The 17,499-nt window shown below is 76.2% G+C and carries 14 protein-coding genes; 5 read left to right on the top strand and 9 right to left on the bottom strand.

Translation table 11 applies throughout. The features are described from left to right. Positions 1-10: 10 nt before the first annotated feature. From ACIGW2_RS22710 to ACIGW2_RS22695, 4 genes are read right to left on the bottom strand one after another with little or no spacing between them, the layout of a single operon-like run. The gene (locus tag ACIGW2_RS22710) at positions 11-619 is read right to left on the bottom strand and encodes an ATP/GTP-binding protein (protein ID WP_356075581.1); all 609 of its coding nucleotides are present in this window, start codon (positions 617-619) and stop codon (positions 11-13) included. Continuing rightward, entirely contained in the window at positions 600-1,013 is a 414-nt protein-coding gene (locus ACIGW2_RS22705) for a DUF742 domain-containing protein (protein ID WP_361579798.1), read from the bottom strand. The genes ACIGW2_RS22710 and ACIGW2_RS22705 overlap by 20 nt, the downstream gene beginning before the upstream one ends. Positions 1,014-1,029: 16 nt before the next feature. Next, positions 1,030-1,467 (bottom strand): roadblock/LC7 domain-containing protein, encoded by a 438-nt coding sequence (locus ACIGW2_RS22700; RefSeq protein ID WP_356075586.1) that lies wholly within the window; start codon positions 1,465-1,467, stop codon positions 1,030-1,032. Continuing rightward, entirely contained in the window at positions 1,464-4,178 is a 2,715-nt protein-coding gene (locus ACIGW2_RS22695) for a nitrate- and nitrite sensing domain-containing protein (protein WP_399845349.1), read from the bottom strand. Before ACIGW2_RS22695 ends, ACIGW2_RS22700 begins: the two co-directional genes overlap by 4 nt. Positions 4,179-4,603: 425 nt before the next feature. On the opposite strand from ACIGW2_RS22695, the gene ACIGW2_RS22690 reads away from it, so the two are divergent. After that, positions 4,604-5,113 carry a hypothetical protein gene (locus ACIGW2_RS22690; protein ID WP_399845346.1) on the top strand — a complete coding sequence of 170 codons (510 nt, stop codon included), beginning with the start codon at positions 4,604-4,606 and terminating at the stop codon, positions 5,111-5,113. Positions 5,114-5,203: 90 nt separating this feature from the next. Here ACIGW2_RS22690 and ACIGW2_RS22685 read toward each other — a convergent pair whose 3' ends face one another. The 5 genes from ACIGW2_RS22685 to ACIGW2_RS22665 form a co-directional block, all read right to left on the bottom strand. Next, positions 5,204-9,877, bottom strand: a complete 4,674-nt coding sequence (locus ACIGW2_RS22685; protein WP_391653714.1) for a hypothetical protein — start codon at positions 9,875-9,877, stop codon at positions 5,204-5,206. A 66-nt stretch (positions 9,878-9,943) separates the two neighbouring features. Next, positions 9,944-10,840, bottom strand: a complete 897-nt coding sequence (locus ACIGW2_RS22680) for a hypothetical protein (RefSeq protein WP_356068984.1) — start codon at positions 10,838-10,840, stop codon at positions 9,944-9,946. Beyond that, the gene (locus ACIGW2_RS22675) at positions 10,837-11,295 is read right to left on the bottom strand and encodes a hypothetical protein (RefSeq protein ID WP_399845343.1); all 459 of its coding nucleotides are present in this window, start codon (positions 11,293-11,295) and stop codon (positions 10,837-10,839) included. The genes ACIGW2_RS22680 and ACIGW2_RS22675 overlap by 4 nt, the downstream gene beginning before the upstream one ends. Continuing rightward, a complete protein-coding gene (locus ACIGW2_RS22670) occupies positions 11,292-12,839 on the bottom strand; it encodes a hypothetical protein (protein ID WP_391653716.1) in 1,548 nt (515 codons plus the stop codon). The genes ACIGW2_RS22675 and ACIGW2_RS22670 overlap by 4 nt, the downstream gene beginning before the upstream one ends. A gap of 211 nt (positions 12,840-13,050) precedes the next feature. After that, on the bottom strand, positions 13,051-13,746 hold the full coding sequence (locus tag ACIGW2_RS22665; protein ID WP_391653717.1) for a GntR family transcriptional regulator: 696 nt from the start codon (positions 13,744-13,746) through the stop codon (positions 13,051-13,053). A 186-nt stretch (positions 13,747-13,932) separates the two neighbouring features. On the opposite strand from ACIGW2_RS22665, the gene ACIGW2_RS22660 reads away from it, so the two are divergent. From ACIGW2_RS22660 to ACIGW2_RS22645, 4 genes are read left to right on the top strand one after another with little or no spacing between them, the layout of a single operon-like run. Then, positions 13,933-15,213, top strand: a complete 1,281-nt coding sequence (locus tag ACIGW2_RS22660) for an MFS transporter (RefSeq protein WP_399845339.1) — start codon at positions 13,933-13,935, stop codon at positions 15,211-15,213. A gap of 25 nt (positions 15,214-15,238) precedes the next feature. Continuing rightward, positions 15,239-16,003, top strand: coding sequence for a LamB/YcsF family protein (locus tag ACIGW2_RS22655; protein ID WP_391653719.1), 765 nt, complete (start codon positions 15,239-15,241; stop codon positions 16,001-16,003). Beyond that, on the top strand, positions 16,000-16,626 hold the full coding sequence (locus ACIGW2_RS22650; protein WP_399845336.1) for an allophanate hydrolase subunit 1: 627 nt from the start codon (positions 16,000-16,002) through the stop codon (positions 16,624-16,626). Before ACIGW2_RS22655 ends, ACIGW2_RS22650 begins: the two co-directional genes overlap by 4 nt. Next, a complete protein-coding gene (locus ACIGW2_RS22645; RefSeq protein ID WP_391653721.1) occupies positions 16,623-17,489 on the top strand; it encodes a biotin-dependent carboxyltransferase family protein in 867 nt (288 codons plus the stop codon). The genes ACIGW2_RS22650 and ACIGW2_RS22645 overlap by 4 nt, the downstream gene beginning before the upstream one ends. Positions 17,490-17,499: the final 10 nt, after the last annotated feature.

The following is a 17,499-nucleotide window of genomic DNA, read 5'->3' as shown; positions in this document are numbered from 1 at the left end:
GGCCGGCGCGTCAGGGCGCGAGCGCCTTCGGCGCGTCGGCCAGTACGAGGGCGTGCTCGACGACCGCGACCAGGACGTTCTTCACGGACTCCCGGTCGCGGGCGTCGCACATCACCAGCTCGACCTCGGGGTCGAGGTCGAGCGCGCCCCGGACCGTCTCCGCCGGGTAACGGCGGGCGCCCTCGAAGCAGTTGACGGCCACCGTGAACGGGATGCCGCGCCGCTCGAAGTAGTCGATGGCGGCGAAGCTGTCCTCCAGGCGCCGGGTGTCCGCGAGCACGACGGCGCCCAGGGCGCCCTGCGCGAGCTCGTCCCACAGGAACCAGAAGCGGTCCTGGCCGGGCGTGCCGAAGAGGTAGAGCACCAGGTCCTCGCGCAGCGTGATCCGCCCGAAGTCCATGGCGACGGTGGTGGTGGACTTGGCCTCCACGCCGTGCAGGTCGTCGACCGGCCGGCCCGCCTCGCTGAGGACCTCCTCGGTGCGCAGCGGCCGGATCTCGCTGACCGCCCCCACCAGGGTGGTCTTGCCGACCCCGAAACCGCCCGCGACCAGGATCTTCAGCGTGACCGGCTCGACCGGCGGCTGCTTGCGGGTGGAGCTAGAGCGCCCGAAGGCCATTGATCACCTCGCGAAGGATGCTCACGTCCGGCAGTTCGGCCGGCGGAACGGGGCGGGTCACGTGCACGAGCTCGTCGTCGACGAGGTCGCCGACCAGCACCCGTACCACGCCGACGGGCAGGTCGAGTGCGGCGGCGAGTTCGGCGATCGACTGCGGCTGCTCGGCACAGCGTTCGACGATCTCCACGTGCTCGGGGGACAGCGTCTGGTCACGTCCCGGGTCGTCGGCGGCCGGGTCGAGCACCACCAGGGCGATCAGGTCGAGCCGGTGGCGGGTCGCGGCGCTGGTGCGGCCGCGGGTCATGGCGTACGGGCGGACCACCGGGCCCGCCTCGTCGTCGAACCAGCGGGCGACCGGCTCCTCGCGGGACTGGTCTGCGGCTGCGTCGGTCATGCCGTCCCCCCTCTCCTCATCCTCCGGTGGGCAGTCCGGACCGGGGGGCCGTGGCGAGGTGCGCGCCGACCCGCTTGACCATCAGGGTCATCTCGTACGCCACCTGGCCGACGTCCGAGTCGGCGTCGGCGAGCACGGCCAGGCAGCTGCCGTCGCCGGCGGCGGTGACGAACAGGAAGGCGTCCTCCAGCTCGACCACGGTCTGCCGGACCTTGCCCGCCTCGAAGTGGCGGCCGACGCCCTTGGCGAGGCTGTGGAAGCCGGAGGCCACGGCGGCGAGGTGCTCGCCGTCCTCGCGGGACAGGTCCTGCGAGGCGCCGGTGGGCAGGCCGTCACTGGAGAGCACCAGGGCCTTGCGGATGGAGCCGACGCGCTGGACCAGTTCGTCGAGGAGCCAGTTCAGCTCCCCGTTGCCGTGGGCGGAGCTGTGGGCTGCGGCGTTCGGTGCGGTCATCGACCGTCCCCCTCGGGTGTCGTTCCTGGTGCTGTCGTTTCGGCGTTCTGCCGGCGGCCGCGCTGCCAGCCGCGCTGCATCGAGGCCATGCGGCTGCGCACCTCCTCGGCGTCCCGCTCGAAGGAGTCGGTGCGGTCGTCGGCGGCCGTTCCGGCCGGGCCGGCCGGCGGGTCGCCGGCGCGGGCGTCGGTGTCGCGCAGCTGGGGCGCGAGGCTGGCCTGGCGGACCCGGCGGGGCAGCCCGCCGAAGGGGGCGGGGCCGTCGTCCTCGGGCACCGGGACCGGCACGAGGGTGGGGGCCGGGCGGACCCGGGCCAGCTCCATCGTGTCGTCGGACCGGCTGCCGGCGGTGTCCTCGTCGGCGGGGCCGCCGGCCGGGTGGGCGCGGCCGTCCTCGTCGAGGCGGCGGCCGCGGTCGACGACGAGCGTCGGCGGGCGGCGGCGGGGCAGCGGCACGGGCCCGGCGGGGGCGCCGTCGCCGCGGCCGCCGGTGTGCTCGGGGGCCTGCTGGTGCTGCTCGCCGCGGCGCCGGTGCTCGCGGGCCCGGAACAGGCCGCCGCGCTCGCTCTCGGAGTCGAGCAGGTCCTCGGCGCCGTCGAGCAGCCCGCCGAAGCCCTCGGCGCCGAGCGGGGCCTCCAGCTCGACGGGGCCGTCGAGCAGCGGGACGGGCGGTTCGAGGGCCGGGTCGGGGACCTTGGTGAGCGCGGGGCGGCGGGACGGCAGTCCGTCGGGGCCGGTGCGCTCCAGGGTGCCGCGCTCGCCCGCCGGGCGGTCGGTGGCCTTGCGGTCGAGGCGGAAGCCGGCGCCCTGGGTCTCGGGGGCGTCGGTGAGCAGCGCGGACGGGATGAAGACGACCGCGGTGGTGCCGCCGTACGGGGAGGGCTGGAGCGAGACGCGCACGTTCTGGCGCTGGGCGAGCCGGCTGACCACGAAGAGGCCGAGCCGGTCGGTGTCGGACAGCTCGAACTCGGGGGTCTCGGCGAGCCGGAGGTTGGCCTCCAGCAGGGCGTCGGGGCTGATGCCGAGGCCGCGGTCGTGGATCTCCAGGGTGAAGCCGTTGGCGACCCGCTCGCCGAGCACCTGGACGGCGGTGTGCGGGGGCGAGAACACGGTGGCGTTCTCGAGGAGTTCGGCGATGAGGTGGGTGAGGTCGGCGACGGCGGGGCCGCCGACGCCGAGCCGGGGCAGCCGGCGGACCTCGATGCGCTCGTAGTCCTCGACCTCGGCGACGGCGGCGCGGACCACGTCCATGAGCTGGACGGGCTTGCGCCACTGGCGGGAGGGGGCGGCGCCGGAGAGGATCACGAGGCCCTCGGCGTGCCGGCGCATGCGGGTGGTGAGGTGGTCGAGCCGGAAGAGGTCGGCGAGCTCCTCGGTGTCCTCGGTGCGCCGCTCCATGGTGTCGAGCAGGGTGAGCTGGCGGTGCAGCAGGACCTGGTTGCGGCGGGCCAGGTTGACGAAGACCTCGGAGACCCCGCGGCGCATGTCGGCCTGCTTGACGGCGGCCTCGACGGCCGCGCGCTGGAGGGTGTTGAGGGCCTGGCCGACCTGGCCGACCTCGTCGTCCTCGTAGCGCAGGTGGGGCACCTCGGTCTCGACGTCGACGTGTTCGCCGGCGGCGAGCCGGCGCATGACGCTGGGCAGCCGGACGCCGGAGACCTCCTGGGCCTCCTTGCGGAGCCGGCGCAGGTCGCGGACCAGGTCGCGGCCGATGCGGACGGAGACGATGACGGAGACGAGGAGGGCGACGAAGCCGAGGACGCCGGCGACGCCCGCCTTGAGCAGGACGCTGTACGCGGCGGGCTGGACGCGGTCCTGGTAGCGGTCGCCGGCGGCGGTGTTGTCGCGGGCGAGGGTGTCGAGCACCGGGCCGGCCTGCTCCTGCCAGCGCTCGGCGGTGACGGAGTGCGGGCCGTCGGTGGCGCCCTCGGTGATGAAGGCCTCCTCCGAGCGGCGCAGCGGGGCGGTGTCGGCGCCGGTCCAGTACGTCTCGAAGCGGTCGCGCTCGCTGCCCGGCAGGATCTCCAGGTTGGCCTCGTAGAGCAGCTTGCGGCCGGCGACGAGGTCGGTGACCAGGCGCGCCTCCTCGCCGGTGACGCGTTCGGCGATGAGCGCGGAGGTGACGACGGCGTCCTCGCGGGAGAGGAGTTCGCGGGCGCGGGTGACGCCGACGAGGGCGCGGCCCTGCTTGTCCATCTCGACGTTCTCCAGGGCGTGGAGCGTCATGAGGAAGCCGTAGCAGGGGTCGACGAGCCGGTTGTAGAACTCCAGGGCCTGCATGCGGCCGATGCTGCGGTTCTCCACGGAGCGGCGCAGCGAGGAGAGCCCTTCGAGGGCGGTGAGGAAGGAGTCGAGCCGCTGGGCGGTGACGGGGTTCATGTCGGAACGCACGCCGCTGTCGGCGGCGTTGCGGCGGATCAGCTCGATCTGCCGGTCGGTCGCCTCGCGTTGTTCGCGCAGCCGGGTCTGGGCGTCGGCGGCGCGCGGGTCGGCGAGGTAGATCAGGGACTGGCGGCGTTCCTTCTGGATGACGCGGGCCGTGTCCTCGATCGGGTAGCCGATCTTCTCGACGATGTAGCCGACGTCGAGGAGCTGGCGCGCCTCGCGTCCGGTGAGGACGGTCGCGAACCCCCACAGTCCGGTGAGGGAGACGAGCGGCACGAGCAACAGGGCCACGATCTTCCTGCGGATGGACTTCCCGCGAAAGCGCATGGCCTCCCCCAGCTCGGCCTCCGCGGCCACGGAGGTCTTTCACGTCGTCACGCCCGGCGTCAACACGCGGCGTCAACCTTCATCTTCAACAAACCGCGCGCGAGCCTACTACTGCATCACAGCCATCTCGAAGGCGTGTCCGGGCGATTTTCAGCCGGTCGAGTGAGTGTTGATCATGAGATGTCCCGGTATTCGGGGAGTTGGGTTCCGCCGGTGTGGCGTAGGACACCTGACATCGGGACAATTTCCCACCGGGGGCAGATGGCTGGAACTGTTCGTTCCGCTCGCTCCCGAGGGGGACCCCGGCGAAACCTTTTCCCGCAGGCGTACGTCATTCTGTACCGCGGGGGGTTGTGTCCGCGTAAAGCGGGCCAAGACGGGCAGCAGTCCCTCTGGAGACATCCGTGGTGGGGAGTGAGGGCGCGATGGGTCACGAGGCGCGGCCGGTGCGGCAGTTGTGGGTCGAGGACGAGAAGGGCCGGAGCCGGTTGCCCGACCCGGTGCGCACGGCCGCCGTGCGGGCCGTGCTGATCACCTCGGTGACGCTGATCCAGGCGACGATCGCCTTCTTCTGCTCGGTGACCGGCTCCTGGCTCGCCTTCCCGCTCACCGTCTCGACCGTGGCCGGCACGGTGGTCGCCACCTGGAGCGTGCTCGACGTCTGGGTCACCCGTCAGGTCTGGCGCCAGCGCAACGGCGTGGTGTCCGAGCCCAGCAGCGTGGCGCGCCAGGCGCGGCGCGAGCGCCGCCGCGAGGAGCGGGCCGCCCGCGCGGCGGCGAGGAAGCGCGCCGGGAAGTCCGGCGGGGACGCGGGCGCGGACCGCGCCGCCGGGGGTCGCGGTCACGAGGGCGGCGCTCCCGCCGTCGGCGCCGCGCAGGACCGCGCCGCCGAGGACCGCGCCCCCGGGGACCGGGTGCTCACCGACGCCGCCTGACCGGCGGACCGGTACGCGTACGGCGACGGCCCGGCACCCCCGCGGGGGTGCCGGGCCGTCGCCGTACGGGGCGGGCGGGCGTGGCCGGACCTACTGCTCGGCCCCCGGGGCCGGCTCGGCCGGCGTGCGGCGGAAGACCCGGGTCGCCGTGATCTCGCCGTGGATCGTCTCGCCCTCGGCGCGCTGCTGGGGCAGCCCGGGCCGCAGGTGCTCCTCCACGCTGATGTACTTCAGGCCGGCCCGCAGGTCCGCGTCGTTGCGCAGCCGGATCACCAGCGGGAACTCGGCGAGCGCCGTGGTGTCGAACAGACCGGTGGTGTAGAGCAGCTGGACGCCGAGCGCGTCCGAGACCGCCCGCTGGAGTTCGAGGAGGTACGTGGCGTTGGCGCGGCCGATCGGGTTGTCGAGGAACAGCGTGCCCGCGTGCCGGTGCTTGTCGCGGCCCCGGTCGTTGGAGCGCAGCGCGGCCATCGTGCAGTAGAGGGCGATGGCGGCGGTGAGCAGCTGGCCGCCGGAGAAGACGTCGCCCATCTGCCCGACCGGGACCCGCTCGGCGCGCAGCACCGCGTCCGGCTTGAGGATCTCCACGGCCACGCCCTTGGGTTCGAGGGCGGCCTGGACGCCGCGCAGCAGCAGCGACATGCCGTCCCGGCGCAGGTCGGAGTTCTTCTTCACGGCGGCCCGGGTGGCCTCGTCGATCACCTCGCCGAGCCGCTCGGTGAGCGTGGCCTGGTCGGGCTCCTCGAAGCGGATCCGCAGGAACTCCTGGCCCGACCACTCCCCCAGGCCCTCGGGCAGCCGGGACAGGCGCTGGGCGGAGCGCAGCGTGGTGAGCGCCGACTCGACCAGGCCGCGCAGCCGGTCCACGATCGAGTCGCGGTTGCGCTCCAGCTGCGCCAGCTCGTCGGTGAGCACCCGCAGCCGCGGCGCGAAGGCCTCGGCCCACTTGGCGGCGTGCTCGGGCAGCGCGGCGGCGGGCAGTTCGCGGATCTGCTGGCGGGCCGGGGTGCGGACCTGCTCGAAGCGGGTCGCGTTGGCGTGCCGTACGAGGATGTCGCCGGCCTCGCGGACGGCGGCGTCGGCGGCGGACAGGTCTGCGGCGCAGCCGCGCAGCGAGCGGCGGGCCTCGGCGGCCGAGGTGCGGGCCTCGGCGAGCGGGCCCGGGTAGGGCTCGGGCTCCTCCTGCTCCTCCTCCGTGTGGTCGCGGAGCAGGTCGCGCAGCAGGGCGGCGGTCTCGTCGAAGCCGCCGGCGGCGTCCTCGGCGGCCCGGTGGGCCTGGAGGAGGCCGGTGTGCGCGGCGCGCGCGGCCTCCAGGGCGTCGGTGCGGGCGGCGAGTTCGGCGGTGGCGGTGCGGAGCAGGGCCTGGGCGTGCTCGGCGTCGGCCGGCACCAGCTCCTCGGGCAGCTCGGTGTGCGCCTCGCCGTCCTCGGGGGCGAGGCGCTCGGCCTCGCCGCGCAGCCGGCCCAGCTTCTCGCTGGCCTCGGAGGCGCGGGTCTCCAGCTTCTGCACCAGGGCCTCGGCGCGGGCGGCGGCGGCCTGGCGGGACGGGCCGTCGGCGCCGTCGGTGGACTCCAGGAGCTGCTCGGCGCGGGTGCGGACCTTGTTGGTGAGCCGGTCGAGCTCGGCGAGGGCGGCGGACTCGTCGCTCTCGGCGCGGGCCTGCTCGGCGCGCAGGTCGGCGCCGACGCCGACCTTCTCGTAGACCTGGGAGGCGGCCCGGTAGGCCTCGCGGAGGGTGGGGAGCGCGGCGCGGGGGGCGCCCGTGTCCTCCTCCGGGAGGTTCTCGGGGGCGCCGGCGATCTCGGCGCGCTCGGCGCGCAGGGCGCGGGCGGTGCGATGGGCGTCGTCGGCGGCGCGCTGGGCGGCGCGGCGGTCCTCGTCGGCGGCGCGGGCGCGCTCCAGGCAGGTCTGGGCGCGGGCCTCGGACTCGGCGGCCTCGTCGGCGAGTTCGCGCAGCTTGGCCTGCCAGGCGGAGCGCTCGCGGAGCCGGTAGGCCAGGCCCGCGAGGGCGTCGGCGGCGCGGCGGGCGCGCTGGGCGGCCTCCTGGCGCTCGTCGCGGACCCGGGTGGCGTCGGCGGCGGCCTCGTCGGCCTCGGCCCGCACGGTGCGGGCCTCGGTGAGGGCGGCGTCGGCGGCCTCGGCGGCGGTGCGGGCCGAGGCGGCGACGGCGGCGAGTTCGGTGAGCATGCCGGGCGGGCAGTCGGCGCGCCAGGCGCCGATCCGGGCGGCGAGCGAGCGGTCGCCGGTGAGCCGGGCGGCGAGTTTCCGGATCTCCTCGTCGCGGGCGGCGGCGCGGGCGCGCAGGGCCTGGCGCTCCTCGTCGGCGGCGTGCTCGTCGTGCATGGCCGGGTTCGGCGGGACGAGGAAGACGTCGGAGTCCCGGCCGCTGTCGGGCGCGGGCACGGGGGCGAGCAGGGCGGCGGCGGTGCCGACGGCGACGGTGGAGCGGGGCAGCAGCGCGGCGCCGCTGAGCACCTCGCGGGCTCGGGTGTACGAGACGGGGTCGGTGATCACGACGCCGTCGACGAGTTCGGGGCGGGCGGCGAGCACGGCGGCGTGGTCGGCCGGGTCGACGGCCTGGGCGAGGTAGCGCCAGCCGGGCAGGGCCGGGATGCCGTGCTCGCCGAGGTACTCCACGGTGGCGAGGACGTCGGGGCCGGGCGGCAGCAGGCCGCCGTCGCCGAGGGCGCCGAGGATCCGGTTGTCGTCGGCGGCGGCGGTGCGCAGCTCGAAGAGCTGGCGCTCGGCGGAGGCGATCGAGGCGTCGAGCAGACCGCGCAGTTCGTCGGCGTAGCGGTCGAAGTCGGTGACGGTGAGCGCGCCGTCGCCGGTGGCGCGGGCCTCGCGGGCGCCGGCGTCGGGGGCCGGGGTCCCGGCCCGCTGGCCGGGCAGCGCGGAGCCGCCGGGCTCGGGCGCGGCGCCCGGCAGGCTGAGGAGCTCGGCGAGGCGCGGGTCGGCGGCCAGGGACTCGGCGGCGCGCCGCTCGGCGTCGTAGGCGTTCTCGGCGGCCTCGGCCGCGTCGGCGGCGCGGGCGGCGGCGAGTTCGGCGCGGGACTCGGCGGCGGCGGCCTCGCGGGCCCGCTCGGTGGCGGTGCGGGCGGCCTCGCGGGCGGCGTCCCAGGCGGCGACGGTGGTCTTCTCGGCGTCGCTGGCGGCGAGCGCGGCGCGGGCCGGGTCGGCGTCGGGCGCGGTGTCGTCGAGCCAGCCGGCCCGGACGGCCTCGGCGGTCTCCTGCTCGACCTCGGCGAGCCGCTGGCGCAGGTGGCCGGCCTCGCTGCGGGCGCGCTGGGCGTCGGTGGCGGCGGCGGTGGCGTCGCGGTGGGCGGCCTCGCCGGCCTCCTGGAGGGCGGCGGAGCGCTCCTCCTCCTCGGCGGCGTGCCGCTCGCCCTCCTCGGCGGCGGCGGCCAGCGCCCGTACGAGGTCGGCGGCGGCCTTGGCGCGGGCGGCGAGGGCCGGGGCGGCGTCCCGCTCGGCCTCGCGGATGGCGGCGGCGACCCGGGCGGAGCGGTCGCTCGCGGCGCGGTGGCGGAGCACGGACTCGGCGGCCTGCCAGGCGGAGTGCAGGGTGCGGGCGTCGGTGAGCTCGCGGCGCTGGGCGGCGGCGCCCTTCTCGGCGGCGGCGAGCGCCAGCGAGGCGTGCCGGTAGGCGAGTTCGGCGGCGACGAGGGCGCTGCGGCCGCGGGCGGTCTCGGCCTCGGAGACGGCGTGCGCGGCGGAGGTGACCTGCTGGGCGAGTTCGGCGGTGCGGGCCCGTTCCCGCGCGGCGCGGGCGGAGAGCCGGCGGGCCAGGGTGCGGGTGCGGCGCTCGGCGCCGGCGTGCACGTCGCGGGCACGGGCGCGGGTGGCGGCGGCCTCGACGATGCGGCCCAGGAGGTCGACGGAGCCGGCGGTGAAGTCGCGCTCGGCGGTGAGTTCGGCGCGCCGGCCGAGCTTGTTGCCGAAGCCGCTGACCAGGTCGGCGAGGCCGTCGGTGTCACGGGTGTCGGTGACGGCGCGCAGCAGCAGGTCGGTGAAGTCGGAGTCCTTCTTGACCGCGAAGAGGCCGGCGGCCTCGCCCTCGTCGGCGTTCATCTCGCGCTGGTAGCGGAAGAGTTCGGGGTCGAGTCCGAGGTCGCCGAGGTGCTCGTTCCAGCGGTCGTGGATCTCCTCCCAGTACACCTCCAGGTGCGGGTAGGCCTTGCCGGCCTCGGTGAGGGCGTCGCGGAAGCCCTTCATGGTGCGGCGGCGGCCGGTGGCGCCGGAGGCGCCCTCGGCGGCGGGGCGCACGGCGGTGGCCTCGGCGACCGGCAGGTTGTCCAGGCTGAGGCCGGGACCGGGGCGGAAGGAGTACCAGGCCTCGGCGAACTTCCGCGGGTCGTTGGAGACCTGACGGCCGCGCCACTCGCTGACCTTGCCGACGACGACCAGCTCGCCGGTGAGGGTGTGCTGCCACTCCAGGGCGACGTGGCCGCAGTCGTCGGCGAGCAGGAACTTGCGGAGCACGCCGGAGCTGGCACCGCCGAGGGTGTTGCGGTGGCCCGGGAGCATCACCGAGAAGATCAGCTTGAGCAGGACGGACTTGCCGCCGCCGTTCTCCAGGAAGAGCACGCCGGCGGGGGCGGGGCGGCGCGGCGGACCGACCGGCTCCTCCTCGAAGAACTCCGCCTGGGTGGGCGCGGGGTGGGGCACCGGCGCGCCGACCCCGCGCAGGTCCAGGACGGTGTCGGCGTAGCGGGCACCGGCCGGTCCGATGGAGTAGAGGCGGACCCGGGACAGCTCGTACATGCGGCGGACTCTCGTACTGGGAGTGATCGGTTACGCGGACGGGGGCGGGCGGCGGAGGCCTGGCGGTCAGCCGTGGAACGGCAGGCCGGCGTCGGCCGCGATCTCCAGGTCGTCGCCCTCGGGCGGCGGCAGGAGGGTCGCGGAGCCGTCGCTGACGGGGACGACGCCCAGGTCGAGGAGTTCGGCGAGGGCGGCGCTGCCGGCCATGTCGCGGACCTGGAGCTGGTAGCGGGCGGTGGTGCGGTAGGAGCCGCCGGACTCGTCGCCGGTGCGCTGGAGGAAGCCGGAGTCGGTGAGGAAGGCGACGGCCTTGCCGACGATGCCGGTGGTGGAGCCGGCCAGGCGCCGGGCGTCCTTGGTGGCGCCGGTGGCGCTGCGCCGGGCGTAGATCCGCCAGGCGGCCTCCAGGCCGGGGGCGTCGGTGGCCGGGTCGGTGTTCTCGCCGTCCTGTTCGGCGCGCTCCTCCAGGCGGCGGCAGGCCTGGCGGACGAAGGCGTCGACGCCGTTGACGGTGAGCCGGCCGATGTAGCCGTCGTCGGCGAGGTCCTCGGGGCGGGGGAAGGCCATGGCGGCGACGGCGAGGTGGGCGAGGCCGTGCAGGAAGCGGTCGGCGGAGTCGGTGGAGGCGCGGCGGGCGTAGTCGCCCATGCGGACGGCGAAGACGGAGTCCTCGCCGGCGGTGACGGCCATGCCGGCGCGCGGCGAGACCTCCAGGACGACCAGGCCGAGGCCGGTGGCGACGGCGTCGGCGAGCCGGGCGAAGCCGGGGTCCTCGCGATAGCGCCGGAGCAGCTCGGCGTACTCGTGGTCGCGGGCGGGCAGCAGCTTGGGCTGGAGGCCGAAGGAGACCAGGCGGGCGGCGTCGGCCGCGTCGGCGGGGGTGAGCGGGGCGGGTGCGGCCGGGGTGCGGGGGGCCTCCGGCTCGCTCCACGCGTCGGTGTGCTCGACGTGGTGTTCGCTCACGGCTGGGGCTCCTCGGTGCTGCGGTTCTTCGGTGGCGCGGGGGCGGGCCCGGTCCCGGCCGGGCCGGCGGTCCGGGTCTCGGGCAGGGGCAGGCGTACGGGGGTGACGGCGACGGCCGGCGCGGCGGGCGCCGGCTCCTCGGCGGGCCGCTCGCGGCGGCGCAGCGGCACGGCCCGTACGTACGCCGGGGGCGGGTCGGCGGCGGGTGCGGTGCCGGTCTCGACGGTGGCGACCCGGGGGCCGTCCCCGGCGGGGCCGGGGGCCTCGGCGGCCGGGCGGCCTACGGTGACGTGGGTGACGCGCGGTCCGGGCGCCGGCGGGGCGGCCGGGGCGGGGACGGTCGCGGGCGCGGGTGCCTGGACGACCGCGGGTGCCGGGACGGGGACGGGCGCCGGGACGACCGCGGGGGCCGGGAGCGGGACGGGTCCGGGGGTGATCGCCTCGGGCGCGGTCACGAGGCCTCCGTGCGGTCGGCGGCCATGCCCGCGGCGTCGAGGAGGGCGGTGCCGACGATGAGGTCGGCGCCGCCGAACTCGGGGTCGTCGAGCGGGGTGCCGTCGTCGACGGCGAAGAGCAGGCGCTCCTCGCCCTGGCGGTAGGCGGTGCCGACCGGGGGGCTCGCGGCGTGCACGGCGAGCAGCGCCACCAGGTAGGCCAGGTCCGGGTCGCCGGTGCGGCGGGCCTCTGCGAGCAGTCCGGAGAGGCGGCGCGGGGCGTCGTGCTCCAGGTCGAGCAGCTCCATGGCGGCGGCGAGCTGCTCGTCGCTGAAGCGGCTGTCGTCGGGGGTGGCGATCAGGTCCGGCTCGGGCATCTCGGCGCCGAGGTGCTGGCGCTCCACCGGCGGGGTGAGCAGCAGGTCGACGAGGTCGCCGACGCGGACGGCGGCGGGGGTGCGCAGTCCGGTGCCGCGGGCGAAGAAGGCGTCGGTGACCCGGGTGGCCTGCTCGACGGGGAGCGGGAGGAGCGGGGCGACCAGCTGTCCGTAGAGGTCGAGTCCGGTGTAGGCGGTGGGCGCGGCGAAGGCCTGGCGGTCCTGCTCGGCGCGGAACAGCGGGCCGGCCTCCAGGAGGCGGGACTGCAGCTGGGTGTGGCGGCGGATGCAGTCCTTGACGATGTCGACGAGCTCGGCGGCGCGGCGCTTGTGCTCGGCGGTGCGGGCGTCGGTCGCGGCCTCGGCCTCGTCGCGCGCCTTGCGGATGTTGGTGAGGATCGCGTTCTCGTGGCGGTAGCGGTCGGCGACGTGGTCGAGCGCCTCGGCGATCATGTCGGGCACCGCGTTGAGCCAGTCGACCGCGCGGACGTTGCGCCGGGTGGCCTCCAGGGTCTTGCGGAGGGTCTCCGCGTACTGGACGGTGCGGTAGCGGGCCTGTTCGGCGGCGAGCTGCGCGTCGGCGAGCCGGCCGCGGCTGATCAGGACCTCCAGCTTGACCTCGGCGGCGATCTGGGCGCTGGTGACGTCGGTGTCGAGGGCGCCGACGAGGACGTTGACCGCCTCGTCCGTGGTGCGCAGGTAGACCCCGCCGCCGTAGCCGGGGACCTCCTCGATGAGCTTGAAGTCGTAGTCGCGGCGCGTGTAGACGCCGTCGGCGCCGAAGGTGCCGTAGACCGCGCGGAAGCCGCGGTCGACGCTGCCGACGTTGATCAGGTTCTCCAGGACCCAGCGGGCGACCCGCTCGTGCTCGGCGGCGGGGCGCTCGGGGGCCTGGGCGGCGACGCGGGGCAGCAGGCGGGCGACTATCTGCTCGTGGTCGGCGCCGGTGTCGAAGTCCATGTTGAGCGTGACGAGGTCGATCGCGGCGAGGGCGACCTCGGCCATCGCGTAGACCGAGTACTCGCCGGCCAGATTGGCCTTGCGCGCGTCGAGGTCGTGCAGCGGGGCGGTGCACGCGAGCGCGCGCAGGCGCCGCGCGAGCCCTTCGTCGGCGGCCGGACCCTGCGCGGGTCGCGGCCCCGCGCTGAGCTGGGGCGGAGCGAGGTCCGTCGAGGCAGGCGAAGTCACGGTGCACAGAGTAGGTCCTCGCACTGACACCGGTCGAAACGGCGCTTATACGACCGGGGCGCGCGCCCCTCGTCCGGGGACCGCGCGCCGGGCGGGACGGCGGGACTCGGCGGGACTCGGCGGCGGGTTCCGCGGGCGCGCCGCGCCGGGCTCCGTCGCGCAGGGCCGCACCTCCGCACCGCCGCACCGCCGCACGCGCGTGTGGCACCCGTCACGTCTCCGTGGCGTCGACCGCCCTGGCGTACGCGGCGACGATCCGGGCCCGGGAGTCGTCGAGGTAGCCGGCGAGGAGGCGCTCGGCGCGGTCCGGCCGGCCGGCGTCCAGGGCGTCCAGGATCTCCTGGTTGCGCAGCAGATAGGGCTCGTGGAGGGCCCGGGCGTCGGCGACGACGTGGAAGGCGAGCCGGAGTTCGGCGAGCACGCCGCGCATGAGTTCGGCGGTGCGGGCGCTGCCGGCCAGGGCGACCAGCTCGCGGTGGAAGTGGATGTTGGCGGTGGAGACGCCCTTCCAGTCGCCGTCCCGGGCCGCGTCCCGCCCCTCGGCGACGGCGGCGGCGAGCGCGTCGAGGGCGAACGGCGGCTCCCCGAGGCCGCGCACGACGGCGCACTCGACGAGCAGCCGGGTGCGGTAGATGTCGGTCACGTCGTCGACGGTGAGGACCCGGACGAACACGCCCCGGTTGAGCCGGTGGACGAGCAGCCGTTCGTGCGTGAGCAGCCGGAAGGCCTCGCGCAGGGTGTTGCGGGAGACCCCGAGGGCGCCGCCGATGCCGTCCTCGGAGAGCCGGGTGCCGGGCGGGAAGAAGCCCTCGGCGATCCGGGTGCGCAGGATGTCGGCGACCCGTTCCGCCGTGCTGGTGCGGCCCAGCAGGGCGCGGTCGTCCGCCAGTTCGCCGATCGGGTCCATGGTGCCTCGTCTCTCCTCCGCGTCCGCGTCCGCGCCGCGCCGTGCGCGGCCGAGTCAAGCGCAGGAGCCGCGGGGAGACAAGGACGTGCCTCCGGGAGTCTTGTCGGATCGTTGAACGATCCCTACATTGAACGACGACCTCGGCACGTCTCTCCCGCACCCTCCCCTTCCTCCTGCGAGGTGCAGATGAGCACGACCCAGACCCCTCGTTCCGGCACCGGCGAACTCCCTGGCGACACGGGCGCGTTCGCCTGGCTGCGCGCGCTCGGCCCGCGCGGCCGCCGGGCCTTCGCCGGTGCTTTCGGCGGCTATGCCCTGGATTCGTACGACTTCTTCACGCTGCCGCTGTCGATGGTGGCCGTCGCCGCGTACTTCGGCCTCGACCAGGGCCAGACCGGTCTGCTCACCACGGTGACGCTGGTGGTCTCGGCCGTGGGCGGCGCGCTCGCCGGGATCCTCGCCGACCGGGTCGGCCGGGTGCGGGCGCTGCTCGTCACCGTCGTCACGTACGCGCTGTTCACCGTCCTGTGCGGCTTCGCGCCGAACTACGAGACGCTGATGGTGTTCCGGGCACTGCAGGGCCTCGGCTTCGGCGGCGAGTGGGCGGTCGGCGCGGTCCTGGTCGCCGAGTACGCCTCCGCCCGGCACCGGGGCCGCACCCTCGGCGGCGTCCAGAGCGCCTGGGCGGCCGGCTGGGCGCTCGCGGTGATCGTCGCCACCCTGGTCTTCCGGTTCGTGGACGCCGACACCGCCTGGCGGATCATGTTCTGGACCGGCGCGCTGCCGGCGCTGCTCGTGATCTACGTGCGACGGCACGTCGAGGACGCCCCGCAGGCGGCCGCGCTGCGCCGGGCCGGCGCCGACCGGGGCTCGCTCGGCACGGTCCTGCGCGGGCCGCTGCTGCGCACCACGCTCCTCGCGGTGCTGCTGTCCACCGGTGTGCAGGGCGGCTACTACACGCTGGCCACCTGGGTGCCGACCTTCCTCAAGACCGAGCGCGGGCTCACCGTGGTCGGCACCGGCGGCTATCTCGCCTTCCTGATCTCCGGGGCCTTCCTCGGCTACCTCACCGGCGGTCTGCTCACCGACCGCCTTGGGCGCAAGAAGAACATCGCGCTCTTCGCCGTGCTCTCCGCGGCCGCCGTGCTCGCCTACACCCATCTGCCGCCCGGCGCGAACGACCTGCTGCTGGTGCTCGGCTTCCCGCTCGGCTTCTGCATGTCGGCGATCTTCAGCGGCTTCGGCTCGTTCCTGGCCGAGCTGTACCCGACGGCGGTGCGCGGCACCGGGCAGGGCCTCACCTACAACACCGGCCGCGCGGTCGGCGCCGTCTTCCCCACCCTGGTCGGCTTCCTCGCGGAGGGCTGGGGCGTGGGCGGCGCCCTGGTGTTCGGCGCCGTCGGCTACGGCCTGGCGGTGCTCGCGCTGCTCGGCCTGCCGGAGACCCGCGGCAGGGAACTGACGTGACCGAGAAGGAGAAGGAGAACCCCTGATGAGTCCGGTCTCGATCGACCTCAACGCCGACCTCGGCGAGGGCTTCGGCCGCTGGACGCTCACCGACGACGAGCGGCTGCTGTCGGTGGTCACCAGCGCCAACGTGGCCTGCGGCTTCCACGCCGGGGACGCGGCGACCATGCGCCGGGTGTGCGCGCTGGCCGCCGAGCGCGGGGTACGGATCGGGGCCCAGGTCTCCTACCGCGACCTGGCGGGCTTCGGGCGGCGCGCCATGGACGTGCCGGCCGAGGAGCTGGCCGCCGAGGTCGCGTACCAGATCGGCGCCCTGGAGGTGTTCGCCCGCGCGGCCGGCGCCTCCGTGGCCTACGTCAAGCCGCACGGCGCGCTCTACAACCGGGTGGTGCGCGACGCCGAGCAGGCGGCGGCCGTCGTCTCCGGCGTGCTGCTCGCCGCCCCCGGTCTGCCGGTGCTGGGCCTGCCCGGCTCGCGGCTGCACGAGGCCGCCGCCGCGGCCGGGCTTCCGGTGGTGGGCGAGGCCTTCGGCGACCGGGCCTACCGGGCGGACGGCACCCTGCTGCCGCGCGGTGAGGAGGGTGCGGTGCTGCACGATCCGGCCGAGGTGGTGGAGCGCTCGGTGTCCATGGCCCGGTTCGGGACCGTCGACGCGCACTGCGGCAGCCCGGTCGCCGTGCGGGCCCGCTCGCTGTGCCTGCACGGCGACACACCCGGCGCGGTGGAGCTGGCCCGCCGGGTGCGCTCCGCGCTGGAGACGGCCGGGGTCCGGGTGGAGGCCTTCGCATGACGGACCGCGAGGTGTTCCGGGTCGGCGAGCACGGGCTGCTCGTCGAGCTGGCGAGCGGGGAGGCCACCGAGGCCTTCCACGCCGAGCTGCTGCGCCGGCGGGCGGCCGGACTGCTCGGCGCCGTGCGGGAGATCGTGCCGGCCGCCCGGACCGTGCTCCTGGAAGGCGTCGCGGCACCGGACCGGCTGGCGGCCGAGCTGCGCTCCTGGGACGTGCCGCCGCTCCCCGCGCGCGTGGCGCGGTCCGTGGTGCTGCCGGTGCGCTACGACGGGCCCGACCTCGCGGAGGTCGCGGCGCTGTGGGGGGTGTCCGTGGAGGCCGCGGTGCGGATCCACACGGAGACCGCGTTCCGGGTCGCGTTCTGCGGGTTCGCCCCGGGCTTCGGCTATCTGACCGGGCTCGGCGAGCGGTACGGGGTGCCGCGCCGGGCCACCCCGCGCACCGCCGTCCCGGCCGGCTCGGTCGCGCTCGCGGGGCCGTACACCGGCGTCTATCCGCGCTCCTCGCCGGGCGGCTGGCAGCTGATCGGCCGCACCGGCGCGACGCTCTGGGACACCGGGCGCGAGCCGGCGGCGCTGCTCTCCCCCGGCACCCGGGTGCGGTTCACGGTGGCGGACCGATGACCGACCGGGCCGTCTGCGTCGTCCGGGCCGGGGCCCTGACCACCGTGCAGGACCTGGGCCGGCCGGGCCACGCCCACCTCGGCGTGCCGCGCTCCGGGGCCCTGGACCCGGCCGCGGTCCGCCTGGTCAACCGGCTGCTCGGCGATCCCCCGTCATCCGCGGTCCTGGAGACCACGCTCACCGGCTGCGCGGTGCGGCCGCGCCGGGCGGTGACGGTCGTGGTGGGCGGCGCGCCCTGTCCGGTACGGGTGGACGGGCGGCCGGCCGCCTGGGGCGCCCCGGTCCGGGTGGGTGCCGGGCAGCTGCTCGACGTGGGCGCCCCGGTGCGCGGGCTGCGCTCGTACGTGGGGTTCGGCGGCGGCATCGCGGTCGAGCCGGTGCTCGGCAGCCGCTCCACCGACCTGCTGTCCGGGCTCGGCCCGGCGCCGCTGGCGGACGGCGCGGTGCTGCCGCTGGGCCCGGCCGCGCCGGCCGCGCCGCCCGGGGCGGACGCCCCGCCGTGGCCCGGCCCGCCGGAGACCCTGGTGCTGCGCGTGCGGCTCGGCCCGCGCGACCGCTGGTTCACCGGCGCGGCCCTCGGCGCCCTCGCCACGCGCGTGTGGCGGGTGTCCCCGGCGAGCAACCGGATCGGGCTGCGCACCGAGGGCCCGGCCCTGGAGCGCGCCGTCCCCGGCGAACTCCCCAGCGAGGGCATGCCCCTGGGCGCGGTGCAGGTGCCGCCGGACGGGCGCCCGGTGGTCTTCCTGGCCGACCACCCGACGACCGGTGGCTACCCGGTGGTGGCCGTGGTCCGTGAGGAGGACCTCGCGGCGGCGGCGCAGGCGGTGCCGGGAACGCCGGTGCGGTTCGTGCCGTGCCGCTGATCCGCCGACG

The sequence above is a fragment of the Streptomyces sp. NPDC053541 genome (genome assembly GCF_044544705.1).
Lineage (GTDB): Bacteria > Actinomycetota > Actinomycetes > Streptomycetales > Streptomycetaceae > Streptomyces.
Note: the sequence above shows the minus strand (reverse complement) of the source record. Positions and strands in the feature narration are given on the sequence as shown.

Bases quoted from the DNA above. Each gene is read 5' to 3' on its own strand.
- ACIGW2_RS22665 (WP_391653717.1), bottom strand. From the start codon at position 13,746: ATGGACCCGATCGGCGAACTGGCGGACGACCGCGCCCTGCTGGGCCGC.
- ACIGW2_RS22700 (WP_356075586.1), bottom strand. From the start codon at position 1,467: ATGACCGCACCGAACGCCGCAGCCCACAGCTCCGCCCACGGCAACGGG.
- ACIGW2_RS22690 (WP_399845346.1), top strand. From the start codon at position 4,604: ATGGGTCACGAGGCGCGGCCGGTGCGGCAGTTGTGGGTCGAGGACGAG.
- ACIGW2_RS22645 (WP_391653721.1), top strand. From the start codon at position 16,623: ATGACCGACCGGGCCGTCTGCGTCGTCCGGGCCGGGGCCCTGACCACC.
- ACIGW2_RS22685 (WP_391653714.1), bottom strand. From the start codon at position 9,877: ATGTACGAGCTGTCCCGGGTCCGCCTCTACTCCATCGGACCGGCCGGT.
- ACIGW2_RS22695 (WP_399845349.1), bottom strand. From the start codon at position 4,178: ATGCGCTTTCGCGGGAAGTCCATCCGCAGGAAGATCGTGGCCCTGTTG.
- ACIGW2_RS22660 (WP_399845339.1), top strand. From the start codon at position 13,933: ATGAGCACGACCCAGACCCCTCGTTCCGGCACCGGCGAACTCCCTGGC.
- ACIGW2_RS22650 (WP_399845336.1), top strand. From the start codon at position 16,000: ATGACGGACCGCGAGGTGTTCCGGGTCGGCGAGCACGGGCTGCTCGTC.
- ACIGW2_RS22710 (WP_356075581.1), bottom strand. From the start codon at position 619: ATGGCCTTCGGGCGCTCTAGCTCCACCCGCAAGCAGCCGCCGGTCGAG.
- ACIGW2_RS22705 (WP_361579798.1), bottom strand. From the start codon at position 1,013: ATGACCGACGCAGCCGCAGACCAGTCCCGCGAGGAGCCGGTCGCCCGC.
- ACIGW2_RS22655 (WP_391653719.1), top strand. From the start codon at position 15,239: ATGAGTCCGGTCTCGATCGACCTCAACGCCGACCTCGGCGAGGGCTTC.